We start from the raw sequence: 25111 nt of genomic DNA, 5'->3' as shown, positions 1-25111 counted from the left end.
TGTGATGAAAAGAAAAAATATTTGTGCCATAATAATGGTGCTGATACTGGTTTTGATTGTCACCGTTACCGGGCCTGCGCTGGCGGCAACCGGTACACCAACAACCGGTGCGGTACCCAACGGGACAGCGCCCGGGGTAACGCAGGCAACCATCGAGCAAAATCCCGGTGCAGCCCGGAAAGCCGCTGCGGAGGTGCCTGCTGCGACTATGGAAACCACTGCGGAAGCAGCCGTGCTGATGGATGCAGCCACTGGCAAAGTGCTCTGGTCTAAAGAACAGGACAAAGAGCTACCCATGGCCAGTGTGACTAAAATTATGACCATGTTGTTGGCCTGCGAAGCACTGGATCAGGGTAAAATAAGCCTTAAAGATCGGGTTACGGTTTCGGAAAATGCCTGGAGTATGGGAGGTTCACAAATTTATCTGGAACCCGGCGAGGAAATGGGTATGGAGGATATGTTGATCTCCGTGGCCGTGGGATCGGCCAATGACGCATCCGTAGCCGTGGCAGAGCATATTGCCGGGTCGGAAGAAGCGTTCGTGGAAATGATGAATAACCGGGCCAAAGAACTGGGTTGCCGGCATACCAGGTTTGCTAATCCCACCGGGCTGCCCGCCGAAAACCATTATACCTCCGCCCACGACATGGCGATAATTTTGCGGCAGGCTTTGACATACCCGCAATTCACTAAAATTTCTTCTATTTACAGATATGATATCAGGGGTGGAGACTTTGTATTATGGAACACCAATAAACTGCTCAAGTGGTACGAGGGAGTGGACGCGGGTAAAACAGGCTGGACTAATGAAGCCAAATATTGCCTGGCGGCCACAGCCAAGCGGGACGGCCTGCGGCTGATTTCAGTGGTGCTGGGTACACCGGAGCCCCGCAGTCACTTCAGGGAAACCATCAAAATTTTCAATTACGGTTTTGCTCGCTATGAGGCTGTTCATTTTGCCCAGCGGGGGGAAAGGATCAAAATAGTTAATGTAAGCAAAGGTACCATTGACCAGGTAGGCGTTATTGCGGGTGCGGATATCGCCATGGCGGTACCCAGGGGACAAAAGCAAAATTATAAAGGAAAAGCGCTTTTGCCGGAGGAAATTATTGCCCCACTGAATAAGGGGCAAAAGGTGGGCGAGTTCGTTTTGCTGGAAGGGGAGAAAGAAGTGCAGCGTGTGCCATTACTAGCCCAGAACCAGGTTGGCAGGGCTTCGGTGTTCCGGCAAATGCACAAGGCTCTTGATCAGGTTTTTTAACCGCCTGGATATTCAAAAAGACTTCCGGATAATGTCCGGAAGTCTTTTTAATTAAACATGCTTGGTTGATATTGTTTACCTCATATGGTAAAATGTAGAAGTGTTATTGAAAAACATTCCTGGCGAGTTGAGGTGGTCAGTTGTGAATTATACAATTAAAAGGGAAAATAATTATCTGATAGTATCTGTAGTCGGTGAGGTAGATATTAGTCTGACCGATTCACTGCGTCAAGATGTGGACCGGGCACTTACGGATTATGCTGTCAACCGGCTGGTCTTTGACTTGACCAAAGTGGATTTTGTGGATAGCGCCGGTTTGGGGGTTATTTTAGGCCGGTACAAAAAAGTTGCAGCCGGGGGGGGAAAGGTGTATCTGGTAGGTGCCAAGCCCCAGGTGAAAAAAGTGCTGGATCTGTCCGGACTGCCACGTTTGATGGAAATGTATCCTTCGGTTAATATACTGAAGGACAAGATTGGATAGAGAGCTGTTAAAGATTAGCTAAACTAAAACATATGAGTATTCAACCAATACATTAGCTGGTTTATAGAGAGATGCCAGGTAGCCTGGCCTGTAAAGGAGGTTGCAGTAATTGAATAAAGCCGTGCTTGAGTTTTCCAGCCGTCCGGTAAACGTTTCTTTTGCCCGGGTAGCAGTGGCAGCTTTTGCCTCTCAGTTGGATTTTACATTATCTGATTTAGAAGAAATTAAGGTGGCGGTCTCCGAAGCGGTGACCAATGCTATAGTTCATGGGTATGATAGTAACCCGGACTGTACAGTCCGGTTGGAAATAAAAGTTGCTGAGGAATTTATGGAAATAGAAGTAATTGATCATGGTAAGGGTATAAAAGATATTCCCAAAGCTATGGAACCCGCTTATTCCACTAATCCGGAGCGGATGGGCCTGGGATTTTCCTTTATGCAGTCATTTATGGAAAAGTTTAATGTATCTTCCTCACCGGGTAAGGGCACTCGGGTAAAAATGAGCAGAAGGGCGGGTACACCCGGCCGTAAAGCAGTGCCTGAGCAATAGGGGGAATAACCATGAGTAATCGGTTAATGGAAATGAACCTGCCCCGCTTTCCCCTGCTTAAGGATGCGGAAATGAAAGACCTGCTATCCCGGGCCCAGGCAGGGGACGAGCAAGCCAGGGAACGACTGGTCAATTGCAATTTAAAGCTGGTTTTCAACCTGGTCAAGCGCTTTCAAAACCGGGGTTATGAGTTGGAGGACCTTTTTCAGATTGGCTGCATCGGGTTAATGAAGGCCATTGATAAGTTTGACATGAGCTATAATGTGCGCTTTTCCACTTATGCTGTGCCCATGATAGTGGGCGAAATAAGGCGGTTTTTACGTGATGACAACCCCATCAAGGTAAGCCGCTCCATTAAAGAAACTGCTTATAAAGTTCAGCAGACACGGGATATTCTGGTGGCTAAAATGGGCCGTGAGCCTACAATTAATGAAATTGCCGTTGAATTAGGGATACCCAGGGAGGAAGTAGTGACGGCACTGGAGGCATCCCAATCCCCGGCCTCCATTTATGAAACACTGCACCAGGATGACGGTGATCCCATATATTTGCTTGACCAGCTTAGCGAGGGTGACGGTGGAGATATGCCCTGGCTGGATAATATTGCTGTAAAAGAGGTGCTGAAGAGATTACCGGACAGGGACCGGCTCATACTGCTGTGGCGATTTTTCGGCGATAAAACCCAGGGGGAAATTGCTGACCGGCTGGGACTTTCCCAGGTGCAGGTTTCCCGCTTGGAACGTCAGGCTCTGCAAAAACTGCGGGACTTGATGGAAAGCGCCCAGTAACGTATAAAAAACGTTATAGAACAAATAATACAATTGCCAATAGAATTAATTTTGCAGAAGGGGGATTGTATTATGCATATCAAAGTTATGGAAATGGTGGGGGAATCAACAGACGGTTGGCGCAGTGCGGTGCAGTCTGCTATTACCGAAGCCTCCAAAACAACAAACAATATTGTTGGTGTGGAGGTAGTTAACTTTACTGCCAATGTGGAAAATGGCCGGGTAGTGGAGTATAAAGCTAACCTCAAAGTAGCTCATACCAGTTAAAAAATAAGGACACCTTTTAAGGTGTCCTTATTTTAACTGGGGTTACTATGTAAACAATCCTAATTATCCCAAAGATAATCACTGGATATACAAGGGGAGCAAATAGTGGGTAAACCAATCAGTGTAATAGTGGTGACAGACGGGGACAAAATGGCTAAAAGAACTGTGGAAATAGCTGCGCATAACATTGGGGCCCGCTGTATTTCCGCATCGGCCGGCAACCCAACTACTTTGACAGGGGAACAATTGGTCTGTTTAATTAAGCAGGCTGCTCACGAGCCGGTGGTGATTATGCTTGATGATAAGGGTAAGCACGGCATGGGACGCGGTGAGTCGGCGCTGGCTTACCTGGCCCGGCACCCGGATATACGCATTTTAGGTGCCCTGGCGGTGGCCTCCAATACCGAGTTTACGCACGGAGCCCATGTAGATTTATCAGTGGACTGCCACGCCGATTTAGTGGACGGGCCGGTGGATAAATTGGGGCAGGCCAGTGGCTGCAACGGTGATGTACTGTGTGGTGATACCGTGGAAGTGTTGGATGAGTTAAATCTGCCGGTAATTATAGGTATTGGTGATGTAGGTAAAATGAATTATGCCGATTCCTATGCTTTCGGTGCGCCGCTAACTACTAAAGCATTAAGGGAAATTATCAAGAGGAGTGGATACGATGGCACCCGCTGCCATTGAGAACAAGACCAGGCTAAGTAAACACCTGGATGTCAACAAAGATTTGCTGGCTGAAAAATTAGCTTTTGATAAAAACTTTGATATCGTCAGGCGGGAAATGATTATCGGTGGTCGCAAGACATTAATGTTGTTTGTCGATGCCTTTGCGAATGCCGAATTGATGACGGAAATTTTATACAACTTGCATCAATTGGACCATGAAGACCTGTCAGTGGATGCATTTCAAAAACTTTTTTTAAAGCATATTAACTACGTTGAAGTGCAGCCGTCGGAATACCTGGAAGACTTGATCGAAAAAATGCTTTCCGGCCCTCTGGCCCTTATTGTTGACGGACTGGATCAGGCCATCTTGCTGGATGTTCGTACCTACCCGGCCCGTAATCCCGAAGAACCCGATTTGGAAAGAGTGGTGCGGGGCTCCAGGGATGGTTTTACTGAAACGCTGGTATTTAACACTGCACTGATCAGACGTCGCATTCGGGACCCCAAGCTGCGTATGGAATATACCCAGGCGGGGAATCGTTCCAAGACAGATATAGTTATCTGCTACATTGAGGATATTGCCAATGAGGATTTGGTCGACAGTATCCGGGAAAAAATTGGTGCGATTAATATTGATGGGCTGCCGATGGCTGAGAAGGCTGTGGAAGAGCTTATTACACCCGGGAACTATTGGAACCCGCTACCCAGAGTGCGTTATACGGAAAGGCCGGACGTGGCCGCTATACACTTGCTGGAAGGACATGTGTTGGTGATGGTGGATACCTCGCCCAGCGTCATGATTACTCCGGCCACCTATTTCCACCACATGCAGCACGCCGAGGAATACCGGCAAAACCCTGCGGCGGGGGTATTTATGCGCTTTATCAGGTACATGGGGGTGGCCGCTTCCGTGTTTCTACTGCCCCTGTGGCTGCTGGCGGTGCTGCAGCCCGGTATACTGCCGCCTGCACTGAAATTTATCGGACCTGAGGAAATAGGGAAAATACCAATATTTATTCAGTTTCTCATTGCCGAGGCAGCAGTGGACATGGTGCGCATGGCCACCATCCACACTCCCACCGCGCTAGCTACTGCGGTTGGCCTTATTGCCGCGCTATTGATCGGTGATCTGGCGGTGACCGTGGGGCTGTTTAACGCTGAAGTGATTATGTATACAGCTGCGGCGGTGGTTGGCAATTACCTTACGCCCAGTTACGAATTGGGCTTCGCCAACCGGCTGATCCGCTTGTTCTTGCTGGTAATGGTGGGATTTTTCCGCCTGCCCGGGTTACTGCTGGGCATGGTGCTGGTGCTGGCTTTAATGGTATTTACCCGTTCTTTCGGGGTGCCTTACATGTGGCCGCTGATACCCTTTAATGCCAGGGCTTTATACAACATTATAGTGCGCCGCCCGGTACCGGTGAGCAATGTGCGGCCCAGTATTTTAAAACCCCGTGATTCAGACCGGCAGGCTGTTCCGGTACCGGCTCGCAAACCGGAGGAACGGAATAAGAAGCAGGATAAAAGATAATTGTGGCTTTTTGTACCAAAGCTATAACCAAAATATGTTAACTGGGGTTTCGTATGATAATAAAAAAAAACCTGGACATGTGCCGGGTTTTTTTATATTTATGGCCATTGAACCATCGATTATTGGACAAATGTGAAAATAAAAATGCAACCTTGTATACCAATTTATTTTTTAGTTCATAATACCTTAATGTGAGAAAAGTACCGGAACGGAGGCATTTTAACTATGTCCGTTACAGTGGGCATACCCAGAGCTTTGCTTTACTATTACTATTATCCTCAGTGGAAAACTTTCTTTGACCGCCTGGGCGTAAAAACCGTGGTTTCCCGGGAGACCACCAGGGGGATATTAGAAAAAGGATTAAAATCCACCGTTGATGAGGCTTGTTTGCCTGTCAAGCTGGCGGTGGGCCATGTACTGGATCTTAAGGACAGGGTGGACTACATATTTCTGCCGCGCATAGTCAGCACTGCCCGGAGGGAATATATCTGCCCCAAGTTTTTGGGTTTTCCCGACATGGTGCGTAATAATATTGATAACCTGCCGCCTCTAATTGATAACAATATGGATTTATACCGCAAAGGCAGCAGCCTGTATAATTTGTTTTATGCGGTGGGCAGGCAGTTTACCCGCAACCCGGCCCGCATTTATATGGCCTATAAAGCTTCTCTGGAATCGCTGCATAGTCATTACCGGGATATGGAGGCGGGACGGCTGCCGGTTGAAGATGGAGACAAACCCAATTATGGCAACCAGGGCCAAGATGGAGGCGTTCATGACGTCACCATTGCTGTTATCGGCCACCCGTACAATATATATGATCGCTATATCAGTATGAACATGATTAAGAGGCTGCGGGAATACGGGGCTAATGTTGTAACCGCGGATCACTTGCCGGATGATGTCTTTCGCAGGGAGGCCGGCAAACTGCCCAAACAGTTGTTTTGGACATTAAACCAGCGCATGGTGGGTGCCGCTTTTTACTATTTCGACCACCCGGATGTGGACGGGCTGATTCATGTGGCCTCCTTTGGCTGTGGGCCGGATTCAATGACGGGAGAGTTAATTGAAAGATACGCCCGGCAAGGTTCGCGCAAGCCATTGCTTAATTTGACCATTGACGAACATACCGGTGAGGCCGGTATGATCACGCGCCTTGAGGCGTTTATGGATATGGTCAGATGGCGCCGCCAACTGGACGATGTGGCTGCCACGTTGTAGATAGATGAGTAGGAAAGGTGTAGATATCAGTGAAGGTAGTTTACCCCCACATGGGACATATGTGGATATGTATTAAAGCCATGCTGGAATATCTCAACGTTGAGGTGGTGGTGCCGCCGCCCTCCAGCAAAAAAACGTTGCTGCTGGGGGTCAAGCATGCCCCTGAATTTGCTTGTATGCCACTAAAACTAAATTTGGGGAATTTTATGGAGGCAGCAGAATTAGGCGCGGATACCATTGTAATGGCCGGTGGGTGTGGACCTTGCCGGTTTGGCTATTACGCCCATGTGGAGCACGCCATACTGCGGGATCTTGGCTACAGGTACCAGCTGGTAGTGCTCGAGCCGCCCCAAAAACACATTGGCGAATTGTTGGGTAAGATTAAACATATCACCGGTCACCAATCCTGGCGGCGGGTGATTAATGGTATCCGTTTCGGTTACCGCAAGGCTGAGGCGGTAGATAAATTGGAAAGGATGTCTCATTATTGCCGCCCACGGGAAATCCAAGCTGGTGCTACCGACCTGGCGCTGCAGAACGCGCTGCGGGAAATTATTGCTGTGAATGTGCCGGAAAAACTACCGGCGGCCCTAAACAGGGCTGTAGAAATGATGAATGCTGTACCGCTGGATAAGCACAGGCCGGTGCTGCGTATTGGCCTGGTGGGGGAGATCTACACCTTGCTGGAGCCTTTCACCAACCTGGATATAGAGCGCAAGCTGGGTAACCTGGGGGTGGAAGTGGATCGCTCTATTTATCTTAGCGAATGGATTAATGAACACCTGTTTATGGGACTGGTAAAAAATATGCGCAGCAGCCATCTAGTCAGGCAAAAGGCTGTTAAATATTTGGGGCATTTTGTAGGCGGGCACGGCATGGAAACTGTAGGCAATACGGTACTGTATGCCGAGGAAGGCTATGACGGCGTGATTCAATTGCTACCCTTTACTTGTATGCCGGAAATAGTGGCCCAGAGCATTTTGCCCAGGGTAAGTGCTGAATTGGGTATTCCGGCCATGACATTAATTGTGGACGAACAGTCCGGGGAGGCCGGTTTGGTTACCAGGTTGGAAGCATTTGTGGATTTGCTGGCCAGAAAAAAACAAAACGGGGAGGTGTTGGCGTAATGTATGGATATCTAGGTATAGATGTGGGCTCGGTGAGTACTAATCTAGTGTTGATTGGTGAGGATGGGACGGTAAAACAGAGCTTTTACCTGCGCACCCGGGGAAGACCCATCGAAGTGGTGCAGCAGGGTTTAAAACAAATGCAGGCTGCACTGCCGGACAAAGTCAAAGTGGCCGGTGTGGGCACTACGGGCAGCGGCCGTCACCTGGCCGGGGTGATCACCGGCGCTGATATTATTAAAAATGAAATCACAACTCACGCCATTGCTGCCTCCAATGTGGAGCCCGGTGTACAAACCATATTGGAAATTGGTGGCCAGGACTCCAAAATAATTATACTGCGCAACGGGGTGGTGGCGGATTTTGCCATGAATACAGTTTGCGCCGCAGGGACAGGTTCATTTTTAGACCAGCAGGCCTCCCGCCTGAATATAAAAATTGAAGAGTTTGGCCCCCTGGCGCTGCAGACCACAGTACCGGTGCGCATTGCGGGGCGCTGCGCGGTTTTTGCCGAAAGTGATATGATTCATAAACAGCAAATGGGTTATAATGTACCCGATATTTTAGCCGGGCTGTGCGAGGCGCTGGTGCGCAATTATTTGAACAACGTAGGCAAAGGCAAAGAGATACTGCCGCCTATTGTGTTTCAGGGCGGGGTGGCCGCCAATGCCGGTATGAAGACCGCCTTTGAAAAAGCGCTGGGCTATACGGTGCATGTACCTCCTTATTATAACGTTATGGGGGCACTGGGCGCTGCCATGCTGGCCAGGGAAGCCACCAATCGTAAAAGCACCCGTTTTAAGGGATTTGAGGTTGCGGAAATGGATTTTAAGGCAGGTGGTTTTGCCTGTGACGGCTGTCCCAATGTATGCGAAGTGGTGGAAATACTTGAATCCGGGAAGGTCATTGCCCGCTGGGGTGACCGCTGCGGTCGCTGGAGCAATGCCCTGGCTCGTCACGAAAAAATTAGTTAATATTGCCCCTTGCGGAAAAATATATCATAGCCTACAATGGGTTTATACTTCTTTAAAACCCGAGTAGAGAGGAGTTCAGAAGAGATGAGCGATGTAAAGATTTTGCTCACAGAAAAGGAAATGCCTGAAAAATGGTACAACATTATGGCGGACATGCCTAATTTGCCCAAGCCGCCGCTGCACCCGGCTACCAAGCAGCCCGTCGGCCCTGAAGATTTATCCGCTATTTTCCCCATGGAGTTGATCAAGCAAGAAGTCACCCAGGAGCGGTGGATTGAAATCCCTGATGAGGTGCGGGAAATATACCGCCTGTGGCGCCCTTCGCCCCTTTGCCGGGCCCGCCGCCTGGAAAAGGCGCTGGATACACCGGCTAAAATATACTATAAGTATGAAGGCGCCAGCCCTGCGGGCAGCCATAAGCTGAACACCGCCGTGCCACAGGCTTATTTTAATAAGCAAGAAGGTATCAACCGGCTGACTACCGAAACGGGAGCTGGCCAGTGGGGTGTGGCCCTGAGCCAGGCCTGCAATTTCTTTGGTATGGAATGTAAAGTTTACATGGTTAAGGTGAGTTACGATCAAAAACCCTACCGCCGGTCCATGATGCAAATTTATGGTTCCACGGTGGTGGCCAGTCCCAGCGATGAGACGGAGGCAGGCCGTAAAGTGCTGGCTGCCGATCCGGAAAGCCCGGGCAGCCTGGGCATTGCCATCAGCGAGGCGGTGGAAGTTGCTGCCCAGCGTGACGACACTAACTATGCCCTGGGCAGTGTGTTGAACCATGTAATGCTGCACCAGACCGTCATTGGTCTGGAAGCCAAGGAGCAAATGGCCAAAGCCGGGGATTACCCCGATATAGTGATTGCGTGTTGCGGCGGCGGCAGCAATTTCTCCGGCATGGCTTTTCCGTTTGTATACGATAAGCTTGTGCAGGGTGCCAAAGTAAGGCTCATTGCAGCTGAGCCTTCTTCATGTCCTACGCTTACCCGGGGACAGTTCGCTTACGATTTTGGCGATGTGGCCGGACTGACTCCACTGCTGTATATGTACACTTTAGGTTCCGAGTTCATGCCGCCCAGTATACACTCAGGCGGGCTGCGCTACCACGGAGACTCACCCCTGGTAAGCCAGTTGCTGCATGACGGCATTATTGAAGCTACCTCTTTGGATCAAACCTCCATATTCAAGGGAGCTATATTGTTTGCCCGCTGCGAGGGCGTGGTACCCGCGCCGGAATCATCCCACGCCATCCAATGTGCCATTAACGAGGCCCTGGCAGCCAAAGAAGCGGGCGAGGCCCGCACCATACTGTTTAACCTGAGCGGTCACGGGTTGCTGGACCTGCCATCCTACGACAAGTACATGGCGGGCAAAATGGAAGACTACCCGCTACCTGAAGAGATACTGTCCAGCGCCCTGAAAAACTTGCCTAAAATATAGGCGTCCCACTTTTGGTGCCAGGTGTTGAAAGGTTGAAAGTTGACCTTTCCAACGGTACCAGTTGATATAATATTTAAACCTGGCCCAGGTATTCCATGGATCATATTTCTCCCTTTAGCATTTAGTGCCTTAAGCATAGTGCCGGTTATTAGAGATCGAAAAATGTTAGGGTGTGTTGCAATAAAAGGTTAACTGTTTGAGTAAGTTGCGTATATGGATTATTTTAGGCGGCAAAGGTATATTTGCCGCCTAAAACATACTCAATTGACTTAATTAATTAAACCGTGTTAAAATGTGCACAAGTAAATAGACCTCATCTCCGCTGGGAGGTGTAGAGGCGCGGTGTGCAAAAGTAGCCAACGGTGAGGAGCGGGAGTCCCATGAGCCGGGGTGAAAGGGTAGACCGCCGAAGTTCGGTGCTATTCCCGTAACACCAGGCTGGTTTGGCATTGAATAAGTGCCGGACTGTCACCCGCAGGCGCTTGTATGCGCTGCTGGAACAAGCGCGTGCTTTTGATGCCGGCCGGGTGGAGAGCTATCACCGGGGAAACGGAAAGGGTCGGTATGTGCATATAGCCTCCTTTCACTCCGCATGGAAGGAGGTTTAATTATTCCTGACTGAACGGAGGAAACTTGATGAAGTTACAGGGCACAATGCAAATTAACGATAAGGGTCACCTTGAAATAGGCGGTTGCGATACCGTGGAGCTGGCCGAGAGATTTGGCACGCCTTTATATGTATTGGATGAACAATACTTCCGGCAAAATTGTCGCAACTATTACCGGGCTTTTACGGAAAAATACGACGGTATAGTATTATATGCCGCTAAAACATTGCTTACTCTGGCAGTTTGCCGTATGGTAGCCGAGGAAGGATTAAGCCTGGATGTGGTATCGGGCGGCGAGTTATATACCGCCAAAAAGGCACGTTTTCCCATGGAACGGGTATATTTCCACGGTAATAACAAATCGGCTGCCGAGCTAAAATTAGCTTTGGAATATAAGGTTGGCCGGATTATGGTGGATAACCCGCATGAACTGCAAATGCTTGACCGGCTGGCCGGTGAGGCGGGTGTTCGGGCCAAAATTATGCTGCGACTGACCCCCGGGGTGGAAGCGCATACTCATGAATATATCAAAACCGGGCAAATTGACAGCAAGTTTGGCATGGTCATTGAAAACGGGCAGGCCATGGAAATAATCAAGCAGGCGCTGGCCCTTGAGAATGTCCAGCTTACCGGGCTGCACTGCCATATCGGCTCGCAGATATTTGAGCTGCAATCTTACGCTCACGCAGCTGAGGTAATGCTTGGTTTTGCCGCCGAAGTGCGCCGGGAAACAGGCTGGCAGCCGGAAGAAATGAACTTTGGCGGCGGCATGGGCATATACTATACCGCCGCAGATGAACCCCAGCCAGTGAGTAAATACGCCGACATGCTGGTACAGGCGGTAAAAACTTTGGCCCAAGCACATGATCTGATAGTACCCAGGGTGCTGGTGGAGCCCGGCCGTTCCATCAGTGGCCCGGCCGGAACGACACTGTATACGGTGGGTGCGGTGAAAAATATACCTGGCATTCGCAAATATGTGGCGGTGGATGGCGGTATGGGCGACAATCCCAGGCCGGCATTGTACCAATCCCGCTATGAAGCGCTGCTGGCAAACCGGGCGGCCCAACAGCCCCAGGAGACAGTTTCCATAGCCGGAAAGTGTTGTGAATCGGGCGATATGCTGATTTGGGATATTGATCTCCCCACTCCCGCCCCCGGCGATATTCTGTCGGTATCCGCCACGGGAGCTTATAACTATTCCATGTCGATGAATTATAACCGCCTCCCCCGCCCGGCCATGGTGTTGGTTCGGGATGGCGCGGCGGATATTATCGTGGCCCGGGAAACTTATGATGATTTAATCAGAAATGATGTGGTGCCGGAGCGGTTAGGTGAGAGCCGGGTGGTTAAAATCGCTGGTGCCGGGCGGTAAGAGCCAGTGTGTGGCCATACGCGTCTATGCTTATGAAGCCCCGCAGCCTGCCTGGTGTGTTATAATGTGCCCCGAAGTGGCTTTTCCAAGCCATTCGGGGCATGTTTTTTTACACACCGGGCGAATAAATATGGTATAATATGAAACTAATGTAGATTAAACAATTTAGCCATTTTACACGGAGGCAATCAAGTGGAGATTATTACAACCCATACCAATACTGACATGGACGGCTTGGCGGCCATGGTGGCGGCCCAAAAGTTATATCCCGATGCCAGGTTGGTCTTGCCCGGCAAAATGTCACGTAATGTGGAAGAATTTATGTCGCTGCACAAGGACACCTTAAATGTTTACAGCATTAAGCAAATTGAATTGGAGAAAATCAAGCGAGTTATTCTTGTAGATACCAAAAGACGCCGCCGGGTGGGCAAAATAGGTGATATTTTAAATCAACCCGAGGTGGATGTGCATATCTATGACCACCATCCCTGGGTGGACGGCGATGTGCGGGGCTCTGTGGAGGTAGTTGAAACAGTGGGAGCAACGGTCACCCTGCTGGTGGAAAAGATAAAAGAAGCTGGTTTACCGGTCACCTCACTTGACGCAACCATTCTTTGTCTGGGCATATACAGTGATACCGGTTCATTGTTGTTTACCAATACCACTCACAGGGATGTAGATGCCGTTTCATACATGCTGCAAAATGGAGCCAACCTGGCGGTGGTGGCTGATTTTCTGGGCAGGCCCATGACCAATGAGCAAAAGGCGCTGCTCAAAGATTTGCTGGTGAATGCCCAACGACACCAGATTAATGGTGCCAAAGTGCTTTTGGCCAGGGCCAGAACACCGGAATTCATAGTCGGCCTGGCGCTGATAGCGCACACCATTTCCGAAATCGAGCGCCTGGACGTGGTTTTTGTACTGGCTGAGATGGAGGACCGGGTGCATATTGTAGGAAGGAGCAGTATCCCCCAGGCTGATGTGGCGGAAGTGTTAAAACATTTTGGTGGAGGCGGACATGCCGCCGCTGCTTCGGCCACTGTGAAAAACGGTGTACTTGACGATGTGGCCTGGGAATTGCTGGATGTTATTTATCGTAAGATACAGCCGCCCATTTGTGCCGCTGATATTATGACTTCTCCGGTAAAAACCGTGGCGCCGGAAATGAGTATTGCCGAGGCGGGGCAAATTATGCTGCGTTACGGTCACACCGGTTTGCCCGTGGTCAAAGGTGACAAACTAATTGGCGTTATTTCCCGACGGGACGTGGAAAAAGCCAATCACCACGGTTTGGGGCATGCCCCGGTAAAGGGTTTTATGACCGTAAGGGTGGTATCGGTGCCCGGCGATATGCCTGTGTCCGAGTTGCGGGAATTGATGATTAATCACGACATCGGTCGTGTGCCTGTGGTGGAGGATGGTAAAATAGTGGGTATTGTTTCCCGCACCGATATATTGCGCACACTGCACGGGGAAGTGCAAACAAGGCATAGGGTGGTTTATAATAACGGCGGGGAGCGGCTATCCAGACGTAATATAGGTTGGGTTATGGAGCGTACTTTGTCTTCCGCTGTGAGAAATATTTTAAAACAAGCCGGTCAAATTGCGGATAGCATGGGCTACAAAATTTACGCTGCAGGAGGGTTGGTACGGGACGTTTTACTTGGACAAGAAAGCCTGGATGTAGACCTGGTAGTGGAGGGAGATGGTATACGGCTGGCCCAGGAGCTGGGTAAAATTTACGATGTCCGGGTCAGGCAACATCCCAAATTCGGTACTGCGGAAGTGGTCTTTTCCGATGAGTTTAAAATAGATGTAGCCACTGCCCGGGTGGAATTCTATGCCTACCCGGCGGCTCTGCCCCAGGTGGAGAGTTCTACGCTGCACCAGGATTTATACCGGCGTGATTTTACCATTAATGCGATGGCCGTTGCTTTAAATGAGAACAGCTTTGGTACTTTGATCGACTTTTTTGATGGCCGGGAAGATTTACAGTATCATACGGTTAGGGTGTTGCACAATTTAAGTTTTATTGAGGATCCTATTAGAATTTTGCGGGCCATAAGATTTGAACAAAGATATGGCTTTAAAATTGAGCCGCAAACATTGAAATATTTGAAGGAAACGGTGCGCAGGGGTGTGCTGGCCAGGGTAAGTAATGAACGTCTCTGGGAAGAACTCAAACATATACTGCTGGAACCAGAGGCAAACAGCATGCTGCGGCGCATGGGAGAGTTAGCGGTATGGCCAGATGTTTTTCCACGGGTTAACTATTGGGAGGTTGAACCGGTGCTGAAAGATTTGCCTCAATCCATGCGGCAAATCAGTGATTGGGGTATGATGCCGCTCAATTCCCGGTGGCTGGTTTATTTTATCGCTGTTTTGCACTGGTCCGATACGGGAGTGGCCAGGAATATTTGCGAAAAATATGGTATAAGTAAGCGCCAGACCGAAAAGGTGTTGGCCGCGCTGCAAGGGTGGAGCCGGGCTGTAGCACTGATTTGGAAAGCGCCTCAGTATGTCAAGGTAAGTCATTTGGCCAAAGTGCTGCTGCAGATGCCCCGGGAAAGTTACCCCATGTTGCTGGCTATTCTAGAAGATGAAAAGTTAAAGGAACGTTTCAGACAGCTGTTAAATATAATTGAGGATAGCAAACCTAAAACCAATGGAAAATATATTAAACACCTTGGCTACCGTCCCGGGCCGGTTTATCGTGAAGTATTGGATGCCCTGTGGCGGGAGCGGCTGGACGGCAACTTGCGCACCGAGGAAGATGAGCATGCCTTTGTACGGGATTACCTGGCCAGGGTAACTAAAAGGAGCGAGTAAATGTTAGATTTGCCCAGCTTGTCTGAATTAGTGCTTTTACTGCCTGCTATATTAATTGGTCTGACCTTTCACGAGTACGCCCACGGGTGGATGGCTCACCGGTTGGGCGATGATACCGCCAGGAACCAGGGACGGTTGACCCTTAATCCCCTGGCTCACATTGACCCGGTGGGTTTTCTGATGCTGATACTGTTTAAGTTTGGCTGGGCTAAGCCGGTTCCAGTCAATCCGTATAATTTACGTACCGATCCGGCCCGGGGCATGCTGTTGGTATCGCTGGCCGGACCCGTTGCCAATTTGTTGGTGGCGCTGGTGGCATCCATATTGTTGGGTATTGGGCTGCTCCAGCTGGTTCCGTACGCTGAATATTTTTATTATGTATTATATCTGACCCTGCAGATCAATGTGATACTGGCCTTTTTCAACCTGATACCCGTGCCCCCGCTGGATGGCTCCAAAATATTAGCCGGGCTGTTTCCGAGACAATCTCAGTTTATTTACGGTATGGAAACTTACGGGACCATTATATTGCTGATACTGCTTTTTACCGGGGTGCTGGGCAAGGTTTTATGGCCTCTGGTCAGCTTTGTGGTCGATATATTTTTAATGATAGGTAAAGTAATATAACATCCGGGCACCGGTATAACCTGGCCTGGTCCTTTTTAATATGTACAATTTAACAGTAAAGGAGATTTACTATGCGCATTCTTTCTGGTATTCAGCCCTCAGGCGCTCTGCACTTGGGTAACTATTTCGGTATGATGAACAGGATGGTCAATTACCAGCAAAACAACGAGCTGTTTTGCTTTTTAGTAAATTACCATGCCTTGACCTCTGTTTTTGATGCCAATCTGTTAAGAAAACAAACCTTCGATGCAGCCAGCGATTTTCTAGCCCTGGGCCTTGACCCCGATAAGGCGGTGTTTTGGGTTCAGGCGGATGTGCCCGAGGTTACGGAACTGACCTGGTTGTTATCAAATATAACCGGCATAGGGCTGCTGGAACGCTGCCACTCCTATAAGGATAAAACTGCCAAGGGTATTCCGGCCAGCCACGGGTTATTCTCCTACCCCGTGCTGATGGCTGCCGATATACTGCTGTACGGGGCCGATAAAGTGCCCGTGGGCAAAGACCAAAAGCAGCACCTGGAGGTGGCCAGGGATTTAGCCATCAGGTTTAATAATACTTACGGTGAAACCTTTGTGGTGCCCGAGCCGGATATTGAGGAGGATTTTGCTACCGTACCGGGCATCGATGGCCAAAAAATGTCCAAGTCCTATGGAAATACCATAGAAATCTTTGCTGATGAAAAATCATTGCGCAAAAAGATCATGAGCATTAAAACCGATTCCACACCGGTGGACGAGCCCAAGCCCATCGAAGGCAATATACTTTTTGATCTCTATGCTTTGTTCCTTGATGAAAAGGGCAAGGCCGATTTAAAGGAAAGGTTTATTACCCCAGGTTTGAAATATGGCGATATTAAGAAGGAGATCTTTGAAGTGATCCGAGACTACTTTGCTCCTTATAAAAAAGAGAGGGATAGACTGGCCGGCGATAAAAAATATGTAATGGAAACTATGCAAAAGGGTGCTCGCAAGGCCAGGCAGGCGGCCGCAGTTTACCTGGAGCGAGCCCGCCGCAATGTAGGGCTTGATTATAATAATTTTTAAAATCAAAGAGTATTTCTCTAACGCATATTTTGATCACGGTAGCGGTAGTATAAGGCATGAGGTGCAGCATGTGGTACTTAACAATATTAGCACCGGTGCTGATTTTGCTTTTGTTGCTGCTGGTCTCACCGGTTACCGTGCATATAAGTTACGCCCTTAAAGAAAATGATGACTCAGAACCCAATACGACATTAAACCTCTCCACGCCCGGCACCGGTGTAAGCTTATCTTTTATGTGGGGTTTATTCAAGTTGCGCCTGCGGCTATCTTCGATCAAGCTGGTATACGGTACCTTTGCTCCCGTTTTTAAACTGCGGGCCAGGTTGGCCAGACGCTCCGGTTCTGTTATAGACAGGGAAAAAACCAGCATTTCAGCCAGCCGAATTATTGATATGTATAAGCAAATAGTAAATATTTACCGTGCCACCGAGCCGGCCTACCGGTATATGCTTTCAGCGACCAAACTGCACCAGTTTAGCTGGTGCACCCGGTTGGGCATGTATCAGGCGGATCAAACCGGCATGGCGGTGGGGTTGCTTTGGATTGCCAAAAGCAACACTGCCGCATATTTGTATCGCCTGCTTAAAAAGCCGTCACCCAAGCCTGAACTGGAAATAATACCGGTTTTCAACGCCCGCCTGGTGGCTACTCGTATAAACTGTGTGTTTAGTTTGCGATCCGTAAACATGGTCATAACGTGCTTAATGGCGGCATGGCTTTACCTGAAGAACAAGGAAAAGAAATTTGGCGCCTAATAACGGGAGATGTCCGATTGATTAAAGATGACGTTACTTATTTGCCGGGCAAATACAAAAAGTATTGTCTCAGCTTGTTTATCTCTTTGCTACGATCAATTAAATTTTAATGCATAACCAGGAATATAACGGGTAAATTATTTAATGGTTGTAGTATTCATGGCCAAGGAGCTGGATATATATGCCTGAACAAACACACCCCATTGAGGGTCTTATGAAAACAGCAATGGAAAGTATTAAAGAAATGGTTGATGTAAATACCGTGGTTGGTGATCCTGTCGAGACACCCGACGGAAGCGTGATTATTCCCATATCCAGGGTAGCCTGCGGCTTTGGTGCGGGCGGTGGTGAATTTGATTATGGTAGTGGCGAGAAGGATCAGGACGGCGAAAGCCAGATGCCTGGTTTTGGTGGTGGCAGCGGTGCCGGTGTTTCCGTAAAACCTGTAGGGTTTCTGGTGGCAGGCAACGGTCAGGTACGTTTGATACCTGTGGATGGCAATGCAACGCTGGACAGGCTGATCGACCTGGCCCCTCAGGTATTTAACCAGATTCAAAGCTTGCTGGACCGTCGCTCCGACCAAAAAGTTGATCGCGGCGCGTTAACCTGATAGGATGTTCGGTAAAATCTCCTAATTTCAACATTTTTTTGTTATTGGCTTGCTATTCAAGACCATATATAGACGTAAATCTGTTAACTTTTCAACATCCGGTAACAGATGTTGAGCAAAAACCCGGCATAGCCGGGTTTTTGCTCTTCAAAGGTGTATTATTATTTTTTAAATAATACCAATTCCTTATCGAATACTAGATATAATCCAGCCTTACGTACCCTCTCATATATTTCTGCGGTGGCGGTACTGTATAGGCCCTTTTCTTGCATTCTTTCGAAGTATATTGATCCGGAAAAAGTATACTTATTGCTTAATCCCGCAGGTTCTCTGATTTCCCTGTGCATATATGCGATAATATCTCCTGTGGCCAATTCATTCGGTATTACCAGTGGATCCAGTCCGGCCAGCAGCCGTACAGCGTTATGACCTGCTATAAAGCCGGTTACGATGGCTTCAGTGTGTCCCACCAGAGGTCCGGTTTTTTCCCCGGCGCAAAACAAGTTTTTAACGCCTTCCACCTGTAGTGCATCATTGCATTGGCACATGGCCATAAAACGCACTGAATTACCCCTGCCCCCCGAATAAGGGTCGGCATAACGGGCGTTGGCGAATCCCTCTAGCGTGCGCAATTTCTCTAATGGGAAAAAGGGTGTCATTAATTTGGCGTGCCCGGTGTCCAAAATCACCAAATTCCTGGCGTATTCTGTTAGGGCGTATTGCTGGCATGCTTTGCTGCTTAGTAATTCGTCCTTGTACATAGAGGGCGGCAAAGAAATAACCAGTACCCCGTCGCGTTCCAGTTTTCGTACTAAATTTGCATCCAGCGAACCTTTATCCAGCTTGCAGGAACCACTCATGGCTTCAAACTGGGCAAAGCTTTCTCCAGCCCTAATTTCCGGGAGTCCCGCTCTGGCTGTCAGGCTGACCCGCGGTCCGAAACTTGGGCAGCGCAGTATGCACATGGCGCACCCGCTGCCGAAGCGAGTGCAGTTTTTGGCCGGTCCTGCTGATCCTGTGGTATCTACAAAAACATCACCGCGTAATATTTCGTCATTGGCTGTTACTATCCCCCTTATGTAACCATCACTGGCAAAAACATCCGTCATTCTGGTTTGTAGTTTTATAGTAATGCCACACCGGGATAAAAAATTCCTGACTACCGGTTCAATTTTAGTGACGTCATAAAGCATGGCATGCATATGTCCCGGAAAGTTGACATACCGGTGTCTAAATACTGATTCAATTAATGAAACGAAATCCGCGCCGCCCAGTGCACGAGCTTCCTCCAGGGCGGTAAACCGGCCGTTGTTACACATAATGCCGCCCACTAAGCCGGTCCCCAACAGCATATCAGTTTTCTCCAGCAATATTACATCTGCACCGGCTTTTTTAGCTGCATACGCGGATGCACAGCCGGCCCAGCCGCCTCCCACTACAATAACTTGCATTTTACATCCCCTTTCAGAGGGTAAGGCACTCTTGTAAACAATCATATTCCTGAAAGGTAAAAAAGTTTCATAATCTGTATATTTGGAGCTTATATCATCAGTACTTAGATTAATTACCTGGCCGGATAACCATACCCGTTTAAAGTAGTAGACCGGGCAATGTAGTTAAAAGGTACTTTTATCGTAATCAGGAATTTTTTTCATATTTGGGACAACCAGATCATAATTTTTGTTTTAAGGGAGCTTTTATTTAATTTCCAAAGGGGTTGCTCCCGAACATCGCATGGTGGAGGAGAAATTATATGGTTAATTATATTTGGTTGGGTATGATTGTTATTGGAGTGCTGGTGGCGGCCATCAACGGGCATGTGGAGGTGGTCACCAAAGCGGCTCTGGAAGGTGCACAGGTGGCTGTTCAAACAGCCATCGACCTTATCGCAATAATTACATTGTGGCTGGGCATCATGAAGCTGGCTGAGGCCGCCGGGCTAGTGCGGGCGCTGGCCAGGATGGTGCAGCCTATTACCAGATTTCTTTTCCCCAGCGTGCCCAAAGATCACCCGGCCATGGGTGCCATTGTCATGAACCTGAGCGCCAACATACTCGGGTTAGGCAATGCCTCTACCCCGATGGGCCTGATTGCCATGCAAGAGCTGCAAAAATTAAACCGTGGGGACCCTAAAGAGGCCACTGATGCCATGTGTACTTTTCTGGCTCTAAATACTTCCTGTATCACACTTATTCCCACCACTATTATTGGCATTAGATTGATATACGGCTCGGCAGATCCCACCGAGATTGTGGGCACCACTATTTTCGCCACAGCGGCCGGCATGACAGTGGCTGTCTGCATGGATAGGTTGTTGCGTTACCTATATTATCGTGGGAGGTGAATATAATTGTTTAGCGTCGTATCTGATCTTTCCCGCTGGGCTGTTCCCGTAGTGCTGCTTTTGGTACCTTTAATTGCTATGTTTCGAGGCGTTAATGTGTTTGAAAAATTTGTGGAAGGGGCGGAGGACGGTTTTAGCACAGCGGTTAAGACGATACCGTTTTTGGTGGCTATGCTGGTGGCCATTAGTATTTTTAGAGCTTCCGGGGCGCTGGACATGGTGGTTGGCATTTTTGCCCCGGTTTTGAACATGGTGGGCTTTCCAGCTGAAGTGCTGCCCCACGCCATTATGCGTCCCCTTTCGGGTGGTGCCTCACTGGGCATAGCTACTGATATCATTAAAACTCACGGCCCCGACAGTTTCATTGGCCGCCTGGTTTCCACTATGCAGGGCAGCTCCGACACAACTTTTTACGTGCTTACTTTATATTTTGGATCGGTGGGTATTTCCCGGTACCGTTACTCCATTATTTCCGGCCTTTCCGCGGACTTTACCACCTTGATAGCTTCGGTTTACGTGGCGCATAAACTGTTCGGGCCGGTATAGGCGCATTAGATGTAATAAAATTAAGGGCGGAAATTTGTAATATCATTTAACCATTGCTTTTGAATGCATTTCCCATTACAGCAAAGTTAAATATTAAGGTTTTGTATGGATGCCACAGGTTGGCGTCTGATGCGGAACCTTTTTTATTTTATTAAAAAACATGGTAAAATGCATGGTGAGGTGATTAAGCTTTGGAGCGGTTGCACAAATTTATGGCCCGGACAGGGGTGGCCTCCCGGCGCAGCAGCGAAGAATTAATAGCCCAGGGTAAGGTACGGGTAAATGGTAAGCCGGTCACCCTGCCGGGGCTTAAGATAGACCCGCTGCGTGACCGGGTGGAGGTTGATGGAAAGCCTGTGCGCAAACCTGAGAAAAAAGTTTATATACTTGTATACAAACCCACCGGGTATGTGAGCACGGTCAGCGATCCTCGGGGGCGGCGTAAAGTAGTCGATTTATTGAGCGGCGTAAAGCAAAGGGTTTACCCTGCGGGCCGCCTGGACTATGACAGTGAGGGGTTGCTGCTGCTCACCAATGATGGTGACCTGACCTATGCCCTAACCCACCCTCGCCACGAGATACTTAAAACCTACCAGGCGCTGGTGCAGGGAATACCCGACAGAGAAAAGCTTGATGAACTGGCCGGGGGGGTAGTGCTGCAAGACGGTCCCACGGCCCCTGCCAAAGTGCGGCTGCTTAAAAATAAGGGGGACAGTGCACTGCTGGAAATTACCATCCACGAGGGCAGAAACAGGCAGGTGCGACGCATGTGTGAGCATATCGGCCACCCGGTGCTTGCTTTGCGGCGTGTAAGTATCGGTCCACTTAAAATAGGTGATTTGCAACGGGGCCGCTTCCGGCATTTAACAACCCGGGAAGTAAAAATGTTAATGAAAGCGGCCAAGCTTTCAACATAAACACTATAATTTGTTTATCATGGTACCTGTGGCAGGAAATTCCCCTATGTTGGTAGAATTACAATGTAAAACTCCGTTCGGAGGTGCGTACATAGGTGGCTGAATTGAGTCCAGACACAGAAATAAGAGTAAGGGTCCGGCTGGATTTTAAAGGACAAGGCAGGCCCGGGCGTTTTTTATTTGGAGGTAAACCGGGGGATAGGGCCGCTGAGGAGGTTAGGGAACAGCAAGTGGCGCTGCTCAGAAATGTACCTGTTCAGGGCATACATATAGAAGATATTGATATGAGTGTTGATGTATACACCGTTTGGGACGACGTGAACGAAGCTGAGGTAGCTTATGCTCCGGTTATCATTTCCATAGCAGCAGAGAATATAGAGGATTTGCTGCGTTTTATCGCCCGGGAGGATTTTCGTAAAATTGAAGTTTTGGAACCGGGGAGCATAGTGATGTCCCGTTCAGACTTGGAACGTTTTTTATTTAAGGTTGGTGAAGAAATAAAAAGTCATATAGCGTACCTGGAAAGAAAATATAACTCGCGATAATAATTGTCAGATGAGCGGCATATATCATGTTAAAAAAGAAAGGTGATTTGCCGTGCGTAAAGATTTTTTTTTCTGGGGTGCCAAATTGGAACGCTGGTTGTTGCGGATTGTGGTGATGTGCGCGGTAATGCTTGTTACTGTGCAGTGGTTTTCTAATGACCCGGCGCTGCGGGTAATCAGCAAAGCGGATGAAAGTTTGACTGGTCAGGGTGGTTTTGGACAGGCTGACCTGAACCACCTGGTAACCTTTCAATTACTGGATTATACCTCTTTACCCAGGGCGGCGGTGTTGGTAAATGGTGAAAAAAAAGGTTACTTTACGCATCGCTATGTTACCGTGCCTGTAGCTGATGGTGATGAGCTGGCTGTGGAAACCAGCTTTTATGAACACCCTGTTTCATTTAAAATAATTGAAACCTATGGAAATGTTTTAAGACCATCCACGGGCACTGTTATAGAAGTGCACGGAACCACAAAGACAATTGGAACAGTTGAGATAGGTAAACCTATCAAGGATAATTAATAATGACTTTGGAGGTGTTGGGTATGGCGCCGGTGGGCAGTAGGGACGTAGCCAGGGCTGCAATAAGAATGGCCCTTACGGATAGCCGGGAGCAGGAGAGGGAGTTGAAGGCTCGTTATTCGAAAATGGGTATAAAAACGGCTGCCGTGGATCATGGGGGCGATTTTATTGCTTCGGTCAATAAAATTACCGAACGTTCCGTGGTGGCGGCCAAGCGGGAGGGGGTAATTCGCGAGATACATGCCGATGAAGGTGCTGTGGCCGGGGCCACCAGGGAGGCTATTTCTCAGGTGATGCCCAAGGCTCTTGGACTGAATGTGGGCGGGAAAATAGGTATTGCCAGGTATCAGGATCATATCAGCGTGGCCGTTTTCTTTGGCGTTGGCTTATTGCATCTGGACGAGGTAGCCGTTGGGCTTGGCCACCGGGCGGTATCCTCTTGAAGTTGCATAGGGTGGAGAGTAATGCGCGGTATCAGAGGTGCCATTACGGCCGGCGGAAATACGGAAGAGGCTATTGGTGATGCGGCTCAAAGGCTTGTTAGTACTATGCTGGTCGAGAACAACATTTCCACTGAGGATATAGCAAGTATGCTGTTCACTGTAACCAGCGACCTGAATGCGTCCTTCCCTGCCGAAGCTGTTAGAAAACTGGCGGGTTTTAGCCAGGTACCCATGATGTGCGCATTAGAAGTTGATGTTCCCGGCAGCCTCAGGCAATGTATCAGGTTAATGATGCTGGTTAATACCAGTGCGAGTCAGAGCGATATTAAGCATATTTACCTGGGTGGCGCCGCCCAGCTTCGTCCCGATTTGATTTAATATACATAAGCCGGGACGTAATGGTCCAAACTTAGGACAAGTATATGGGATAACAGTCCGATATGATGGGTGCATCGCCTACCTTGAAATGATTGGTGGGGAGATGTGTACTGTATTTATTTTCAGCGGAAGGCGGTAGCAGCAATTGACGTTGTATAAGTTGGCCAGCCGGGATAGCCGGCCGCAAAACACCATTATTAATGTAAAAGGTTGTTCTATTGGGAACGGCGGCCTGGTAGTCATTGCCGGCCCCTGTGCGGTGGAAGAGGAAAAAATGACCTTTGAACTAGCACGCTGTCTTAAAAGAATGGGCGTACATATACTACGCGGCGGTGTTTTTAAACCGCGCACTTCACCTTATTCATTTCAGGGATTGGGCTGGCGGGGTCTTGAAATACTTTTTGAAGCAGGTAAAAGCGCAGGGCTGCCCGTTATTACCGAGGTAACTAAAGCGAGAGATGTAGAGAAAGTCAGCCGGTATGCTGATATTTTACAGGTAGGCAGCCGCAATATGCAGAATTTTGGGCTGCTGGCCGAGGTGGGACGTGCTAATTGTCCAGTTATGTTGAAACGCGGTTTATCCGCCACCCTGGAGGAATGGTTGTTGGCGGCGGAATATATCATGCTGGCGGGAAATGTCCAGGTAATACTTTGCGAGCGCGGTATCCGCACCTTTGAGCCGCATACCCGCAATACCTTTGATATTAATGCTATCCCGGCATTAAAACAATTAACGCACCTGCCGGTGCTGGCTGACCCCAGCCACGGTACGGGACGCCGGGAACTGGTGGAGTCGGTGGCCCTGGCCGCGGTGGCGGCAGGCGCGGACGGTTTTATGGTGGAAGTACATCCCGAGCCCGCCAAGGCACTTTCAGATGGCAGGCAATCACTTACTCCTGACGCAATGGCATTGTTAATTGAACGTGCCCGTAAAGTGCATAATGTTTTATAGCGTGGCTTGCGCCGGGCGGTAAAAAGTGTTAATATATTGGCACGGTAGCATGGTTTAGTTGATTAGTTGATTTAGTGGAATTAACTACTTTGAAGAACGGTAGCGCGGTAGGGGGCGATGCTGGCATGAAAACATAATCACTCCCATGGGGAGTTTTTTGCTTTTTTAGAGTTATGAAGATGTACTTTTAAAGATAAGGTGTAATATAGCATGATAATCATATACTAAACCAAACTAATACTACAGCGTATCTCCAGCCTGATGATGTCAGGCATACATTTGATGTTGTATTAAGCTAAAT

The 25111-nt window shown here is 48.8% G+C and carries 26 protein-coding genes and 1 riboswitch; of the genes, 25 read left to right on the top strand and 1 reads right to left on the bottom strand.

Annotated elements, in window-relative coordinates; all coding sequences use genetic code 11:
- The first annotated feature begins 4 nt into the window (after nt 1-4).
- From DESGI_RS12285 to ytfJ, 17 genes are all read left to right on the top strand, one after another.
- On the top strand, nt 5-1261 hold the full coding sequence (locus DESGI_RS12285; protein ID WP_006521708.1) for a D-alanyl-D-alanine carboxypeptidase family protein: 1257 nt from the start codon (nt 5-7) through the stop codon (nt 1259-1261).
- A 142-nt stretch (nt 1262-1403) separates the two neighbouring features.
- Nucleotides 1404-1742, top strand: coding sequence for an STAS domain-containing protein (locus DESGI_RS12280; protein WP_006521707.1), 339 nt, complete (start codon nt 1404-1406; stop codon nt 1740-1742).
- Nucleotides 1743-1851: 109 nt separating this feature from the next.
- A complete protein-coding gene (gene spoIIAB, locus DESGI_RS12275) occupies nt 1852-2292 on the top strand; it encodes an anti-sigma F factor (protein ID WP_006521706.1) in 441 nt (146 codons plus the stop codon).
- An 11-nt stretch (nt 2293-2303) separates the two neighbouring features.
- Nucleotides 2304-3080 (top strand): RNA polymerase sporulation sigma factor SigF, encoded by a 777-nt coding sequence (gene sigF / locus DESGI_RS12270; RefSeq protein ID WP_006521705.1) that lies wholly within the window; start codon nt 2304-2306, stop codon nt 3078-3080.
- 72 nt (nt 3081-3152) lie between these two features.
- Nucleotides 3153-3347 carry a dodecin family protein gene (locus tag DESGI_RS12265; protein WP_006521704.1) on the top strand — a complete coding sequence of 65 codons (195 nt, stop codon included), beginning with the start codon at nt 3153-3155 and terminating at the stop codon, nt 3345-3347.
- A gap of 105 nt (nt 3348-3452) precedes the next feature.
- Nucleotides 3453-4037, top strand: coding sequence for a stage V sporulation protein SpoVABEA (gene spoVAEA / locus DESGI_RS12260; RefSeq protein WP_006521703.1), 585 nt, complete (start codon nt 3453-3455; stop codon nt 4035-4037).
- Complete coding sequence (locus DESGI_RS12255; protein WP_006521702.1) at nt 4018-5550, top strand: spore germination protein; 1533 nt, start codon at nt 4018-4020, stop codon at nt 5548-5550. The genes spoVAEA and DESGI_RS12255 overlap by 20 nt, the downstream gene beginning before the upstream one ends.
- Before the next feature lie 225 nt (nt 5551-5775).
- Complete coding sequence (locus DESGI_RS12250) at nt 5776-6771, top strand: acyl-CoA dehydratase activase-related protein (protein WP_006521701.1); 996 nt, start codon at nt 5776-5778, stop codon at nt 6769-6771.
- Between the two features lie 29 nt (nt 6772-6800).
- Complete coding sequence (locus DESGI_RS12245; RefSeq protein ID WP_006521700.1) at nt 6801-7898, top strand: hypothetical protein; 1098 nt, start codon at nt 6801-6803, stop codon at nt 7896-7898.
- On the top strand, nt 7898-8872 hold the full coding sequence (locus DESGI_RS12240) for an acyl-CoA dehydratase activase (protein ID WP_006521699.1): 975 nt from the start codon (nt 7898-7900) through the stop codon (nt 8870-8872). The genes DESGI_RS12245 and DESGI_RS12240 overlap by 1 nt, the downstream gene beginning before the upstream one ends.
- 84 nt (nt 8873-8956) lie before the next feature.
- Entirely contained in the window at nt 8957-10312 is a 1356-nt protein-coding gene (locus tag DESGI_RS12235; RefSeq protein WP_006521698.1) for a TrpB-like pyridoxal phosphate-dependent enzyme, read from the top strand.
- Between the two features lie 324 nt (nt 10313-10636).
- Nucleotides 10637-10858: riboswitch (Lysine riboswitch) on the top strand.
- A 90-nt stretch (nt 10859-10948) separates the two neighbouring features.
- Entirely contained in the window at nt 10949-12295 is a 1347-nt protein-coding gene (gene lysA, locus DESGI_RS12230) for a diaminopimelate decarboxylase (protein WP_006521696.1), read from the top strand.
- A gap of 192 nt (nt 12296-12487) precedes the next feature.
- Nucleotides 12488-15124, top strand: coding sequence for a CBS domain-containing protein (locus DESGI_RS12225; protein ID WP_006521695.1), 2637 nt, complete (start codon nt 12488-12490; stop codon nt 15122-15124).
- Nucleotides 15125-15751: a site-2 protease family protein gene (locus tag DESGI_RS12220; protein WP_006521694.1), complete on the top strand. Its 627-nt coding sequence runs from the start codon at nt 15125-15127 to the stop codon at nt 15749-15751.
- Nucleotides 15752-15822: 71 nt separating this feature from the next.
- A complete protein-coding gene (trpS, locus tag DESGI_RS12215) occupies nt 15823-16797 on the top strand; it encodes a tryptophan--tRNA ligase (protein ID WP_006521693.1) in 975 nt (324 codons plus the stop codon).
- Nucleotides 16798-16865: 68 nt separating this feature from the next.
- Complete coding sequence (locus tag DESGI_RS12210; RefSeq protein WP_006521692.1) at nt 16866-17552, top strand: DUF2953 domain-containing protein; 687 nt, start codon at nt 16866-16868, stop codon at nt 17550-17552.
- Nucleotides 17553-17733: 181 nt separating this feature from the next.
- Nucleotides 17734-18162: a GerW family sporulation protein gene (gene ytfJ, locus DESGI_RS12205; RefSeq protein WP_006521691.1), complete on the top strand. Its 429-nt coding sequence runs from the start codon at nt 17734-17736 to the stop codon at nt 18160-18162.
- 161 nt (nt 18163-18323) lie between these two features.
- On the opposite strand, the gene DESGI_RS12200 is transcribed toward ytfJ, so the two are convergent.
- On the bottom strand, nt 18324-19613 hold the full coding sequence (locus DESGI_RS12200; RefSeq protein ID WP_006521690.1) for an FAD-dependent oxidoreductase: 1290 nt from the start codon (nt 19611-19613) through the stop codon (nt 18324-18326).
- 302 nt (nt 19614-19915) lie between these two features.
- On the opposite strand from DESGI_RS12200, the gene DESGI_RS12195 reads away from it, so the two are divergent.
- From DESGI_RS12195 to aroF, 8 genes are all read left to right on the top strand, one after another.
- Nucleotides 19916-20506, top strand: coding sequence for a nucleoside recognition domain-containing protein (locus DESGI_RS12195; protein ID WP_006521689.1), 591 nt, complete (start codon nt 19916-19918; stop codon nt 20504-20506).
- Nucleotides 20507-20512: 6 nt separating this feature from the next.
- Nucleotides 20513-21052 carry a spore maturation protein gene (locus DESGI_RS12190; protein ID WP_006521688.1) on the top strand — a complete coding sequence of 180 codons (540 nt, stop codon included), beginning with the start codon at nt 20513-20515 and terminating at the stop codon, nt 21050-21052.
- Between the two features lie 191 nt (nt 21053-21243).
- The gene (locus tag DESGI_RS12185) at nt 21244-21969 is read left to right on the top strand and encodes a pseudouridine synthase (protein WP_006521687.1); all 726 of its coding nucleotides are present in this window, start codon (nt 21244-21246) and stop codon (nt 21967-21969) included.
- Nucleotides 21970-22073: 104 nt separating this feature from the next.
- Nucleotides 22074-22514, top strand: a complete 441-nt coding sequence (locus DESGI_RS12180) for a hypothetical protein (protein ID WP_006521686.1) — start codon at nt 22074-22076, stop codon at nt 22512-22514.
- Nucleotides 22515-22566: 52 nt separating this feature from the next.
- The gene (locus DESGI_RS23090; RefSeq protein WP_006521685.1) at nt 22567-23037 is read left to right on the top strand and encodes a hypothetical protein; all 471 of its coding nucleotides are present in this window, start codon (nt 22567-22569) and stop codon (nt 23035-23037) included.
- 23 nt (nt 23038-23060) lie between these two features.
- On the top strand, nt 23061-23480 hold the full coding sequence (locus DESGI_RS12170) for a HutP family protein (RefSeq protein ID WP_006521684.1): 420 nt from the start codon (nt 23061-23063) through the stop codon (nt 23478-23480).
- Between the two features lie 21 nt (nt 23481-23501).
- Nucleotides 23502-23858: a chorismate mutase gene (gene aroH, locus DESGI_RS12165; RefSeq protein WP_006521683.1), complete on the top strand. Its 357-nt coding sequence runs from the start codon at nt 23502-23504 to the stop codon at nt 23856-23858.
- 145 nt (nt 23859-24003) lie between these two features.
- Nucleotides 24004-24810 carry a 3-deoxy-7-phosphoheptulonate synthase gene (gene aroF / locus DESGI_RS12160; RefSeq protein ID WP_006521682.1) on the top strand — a complete coding sequence of 269 codons (807 nt, stop codon included), beginning with the start codon at nt 24004-24006 and terminating at the stop codon, nt 24808-24810.
- The last annotated feature ends 301 nt before the right edge of the window (nt 24811-25111 follow it).

It is taken from the genome of Desulfoscipio gibsoniae DSM 7213 (assembly GCF_000233715.2).
In the GTDB taxonomy this organism is placed as follows: Bacteria; Bacillota; Desulfotomaculia; order Desulfotomaculales; family Desulfallaceae; genus Sporotomaculum; species Sporotomaculum gibsoniae.
This window is presented reverse-complemented; position numbering and strand designations above follow the sequence as displayed.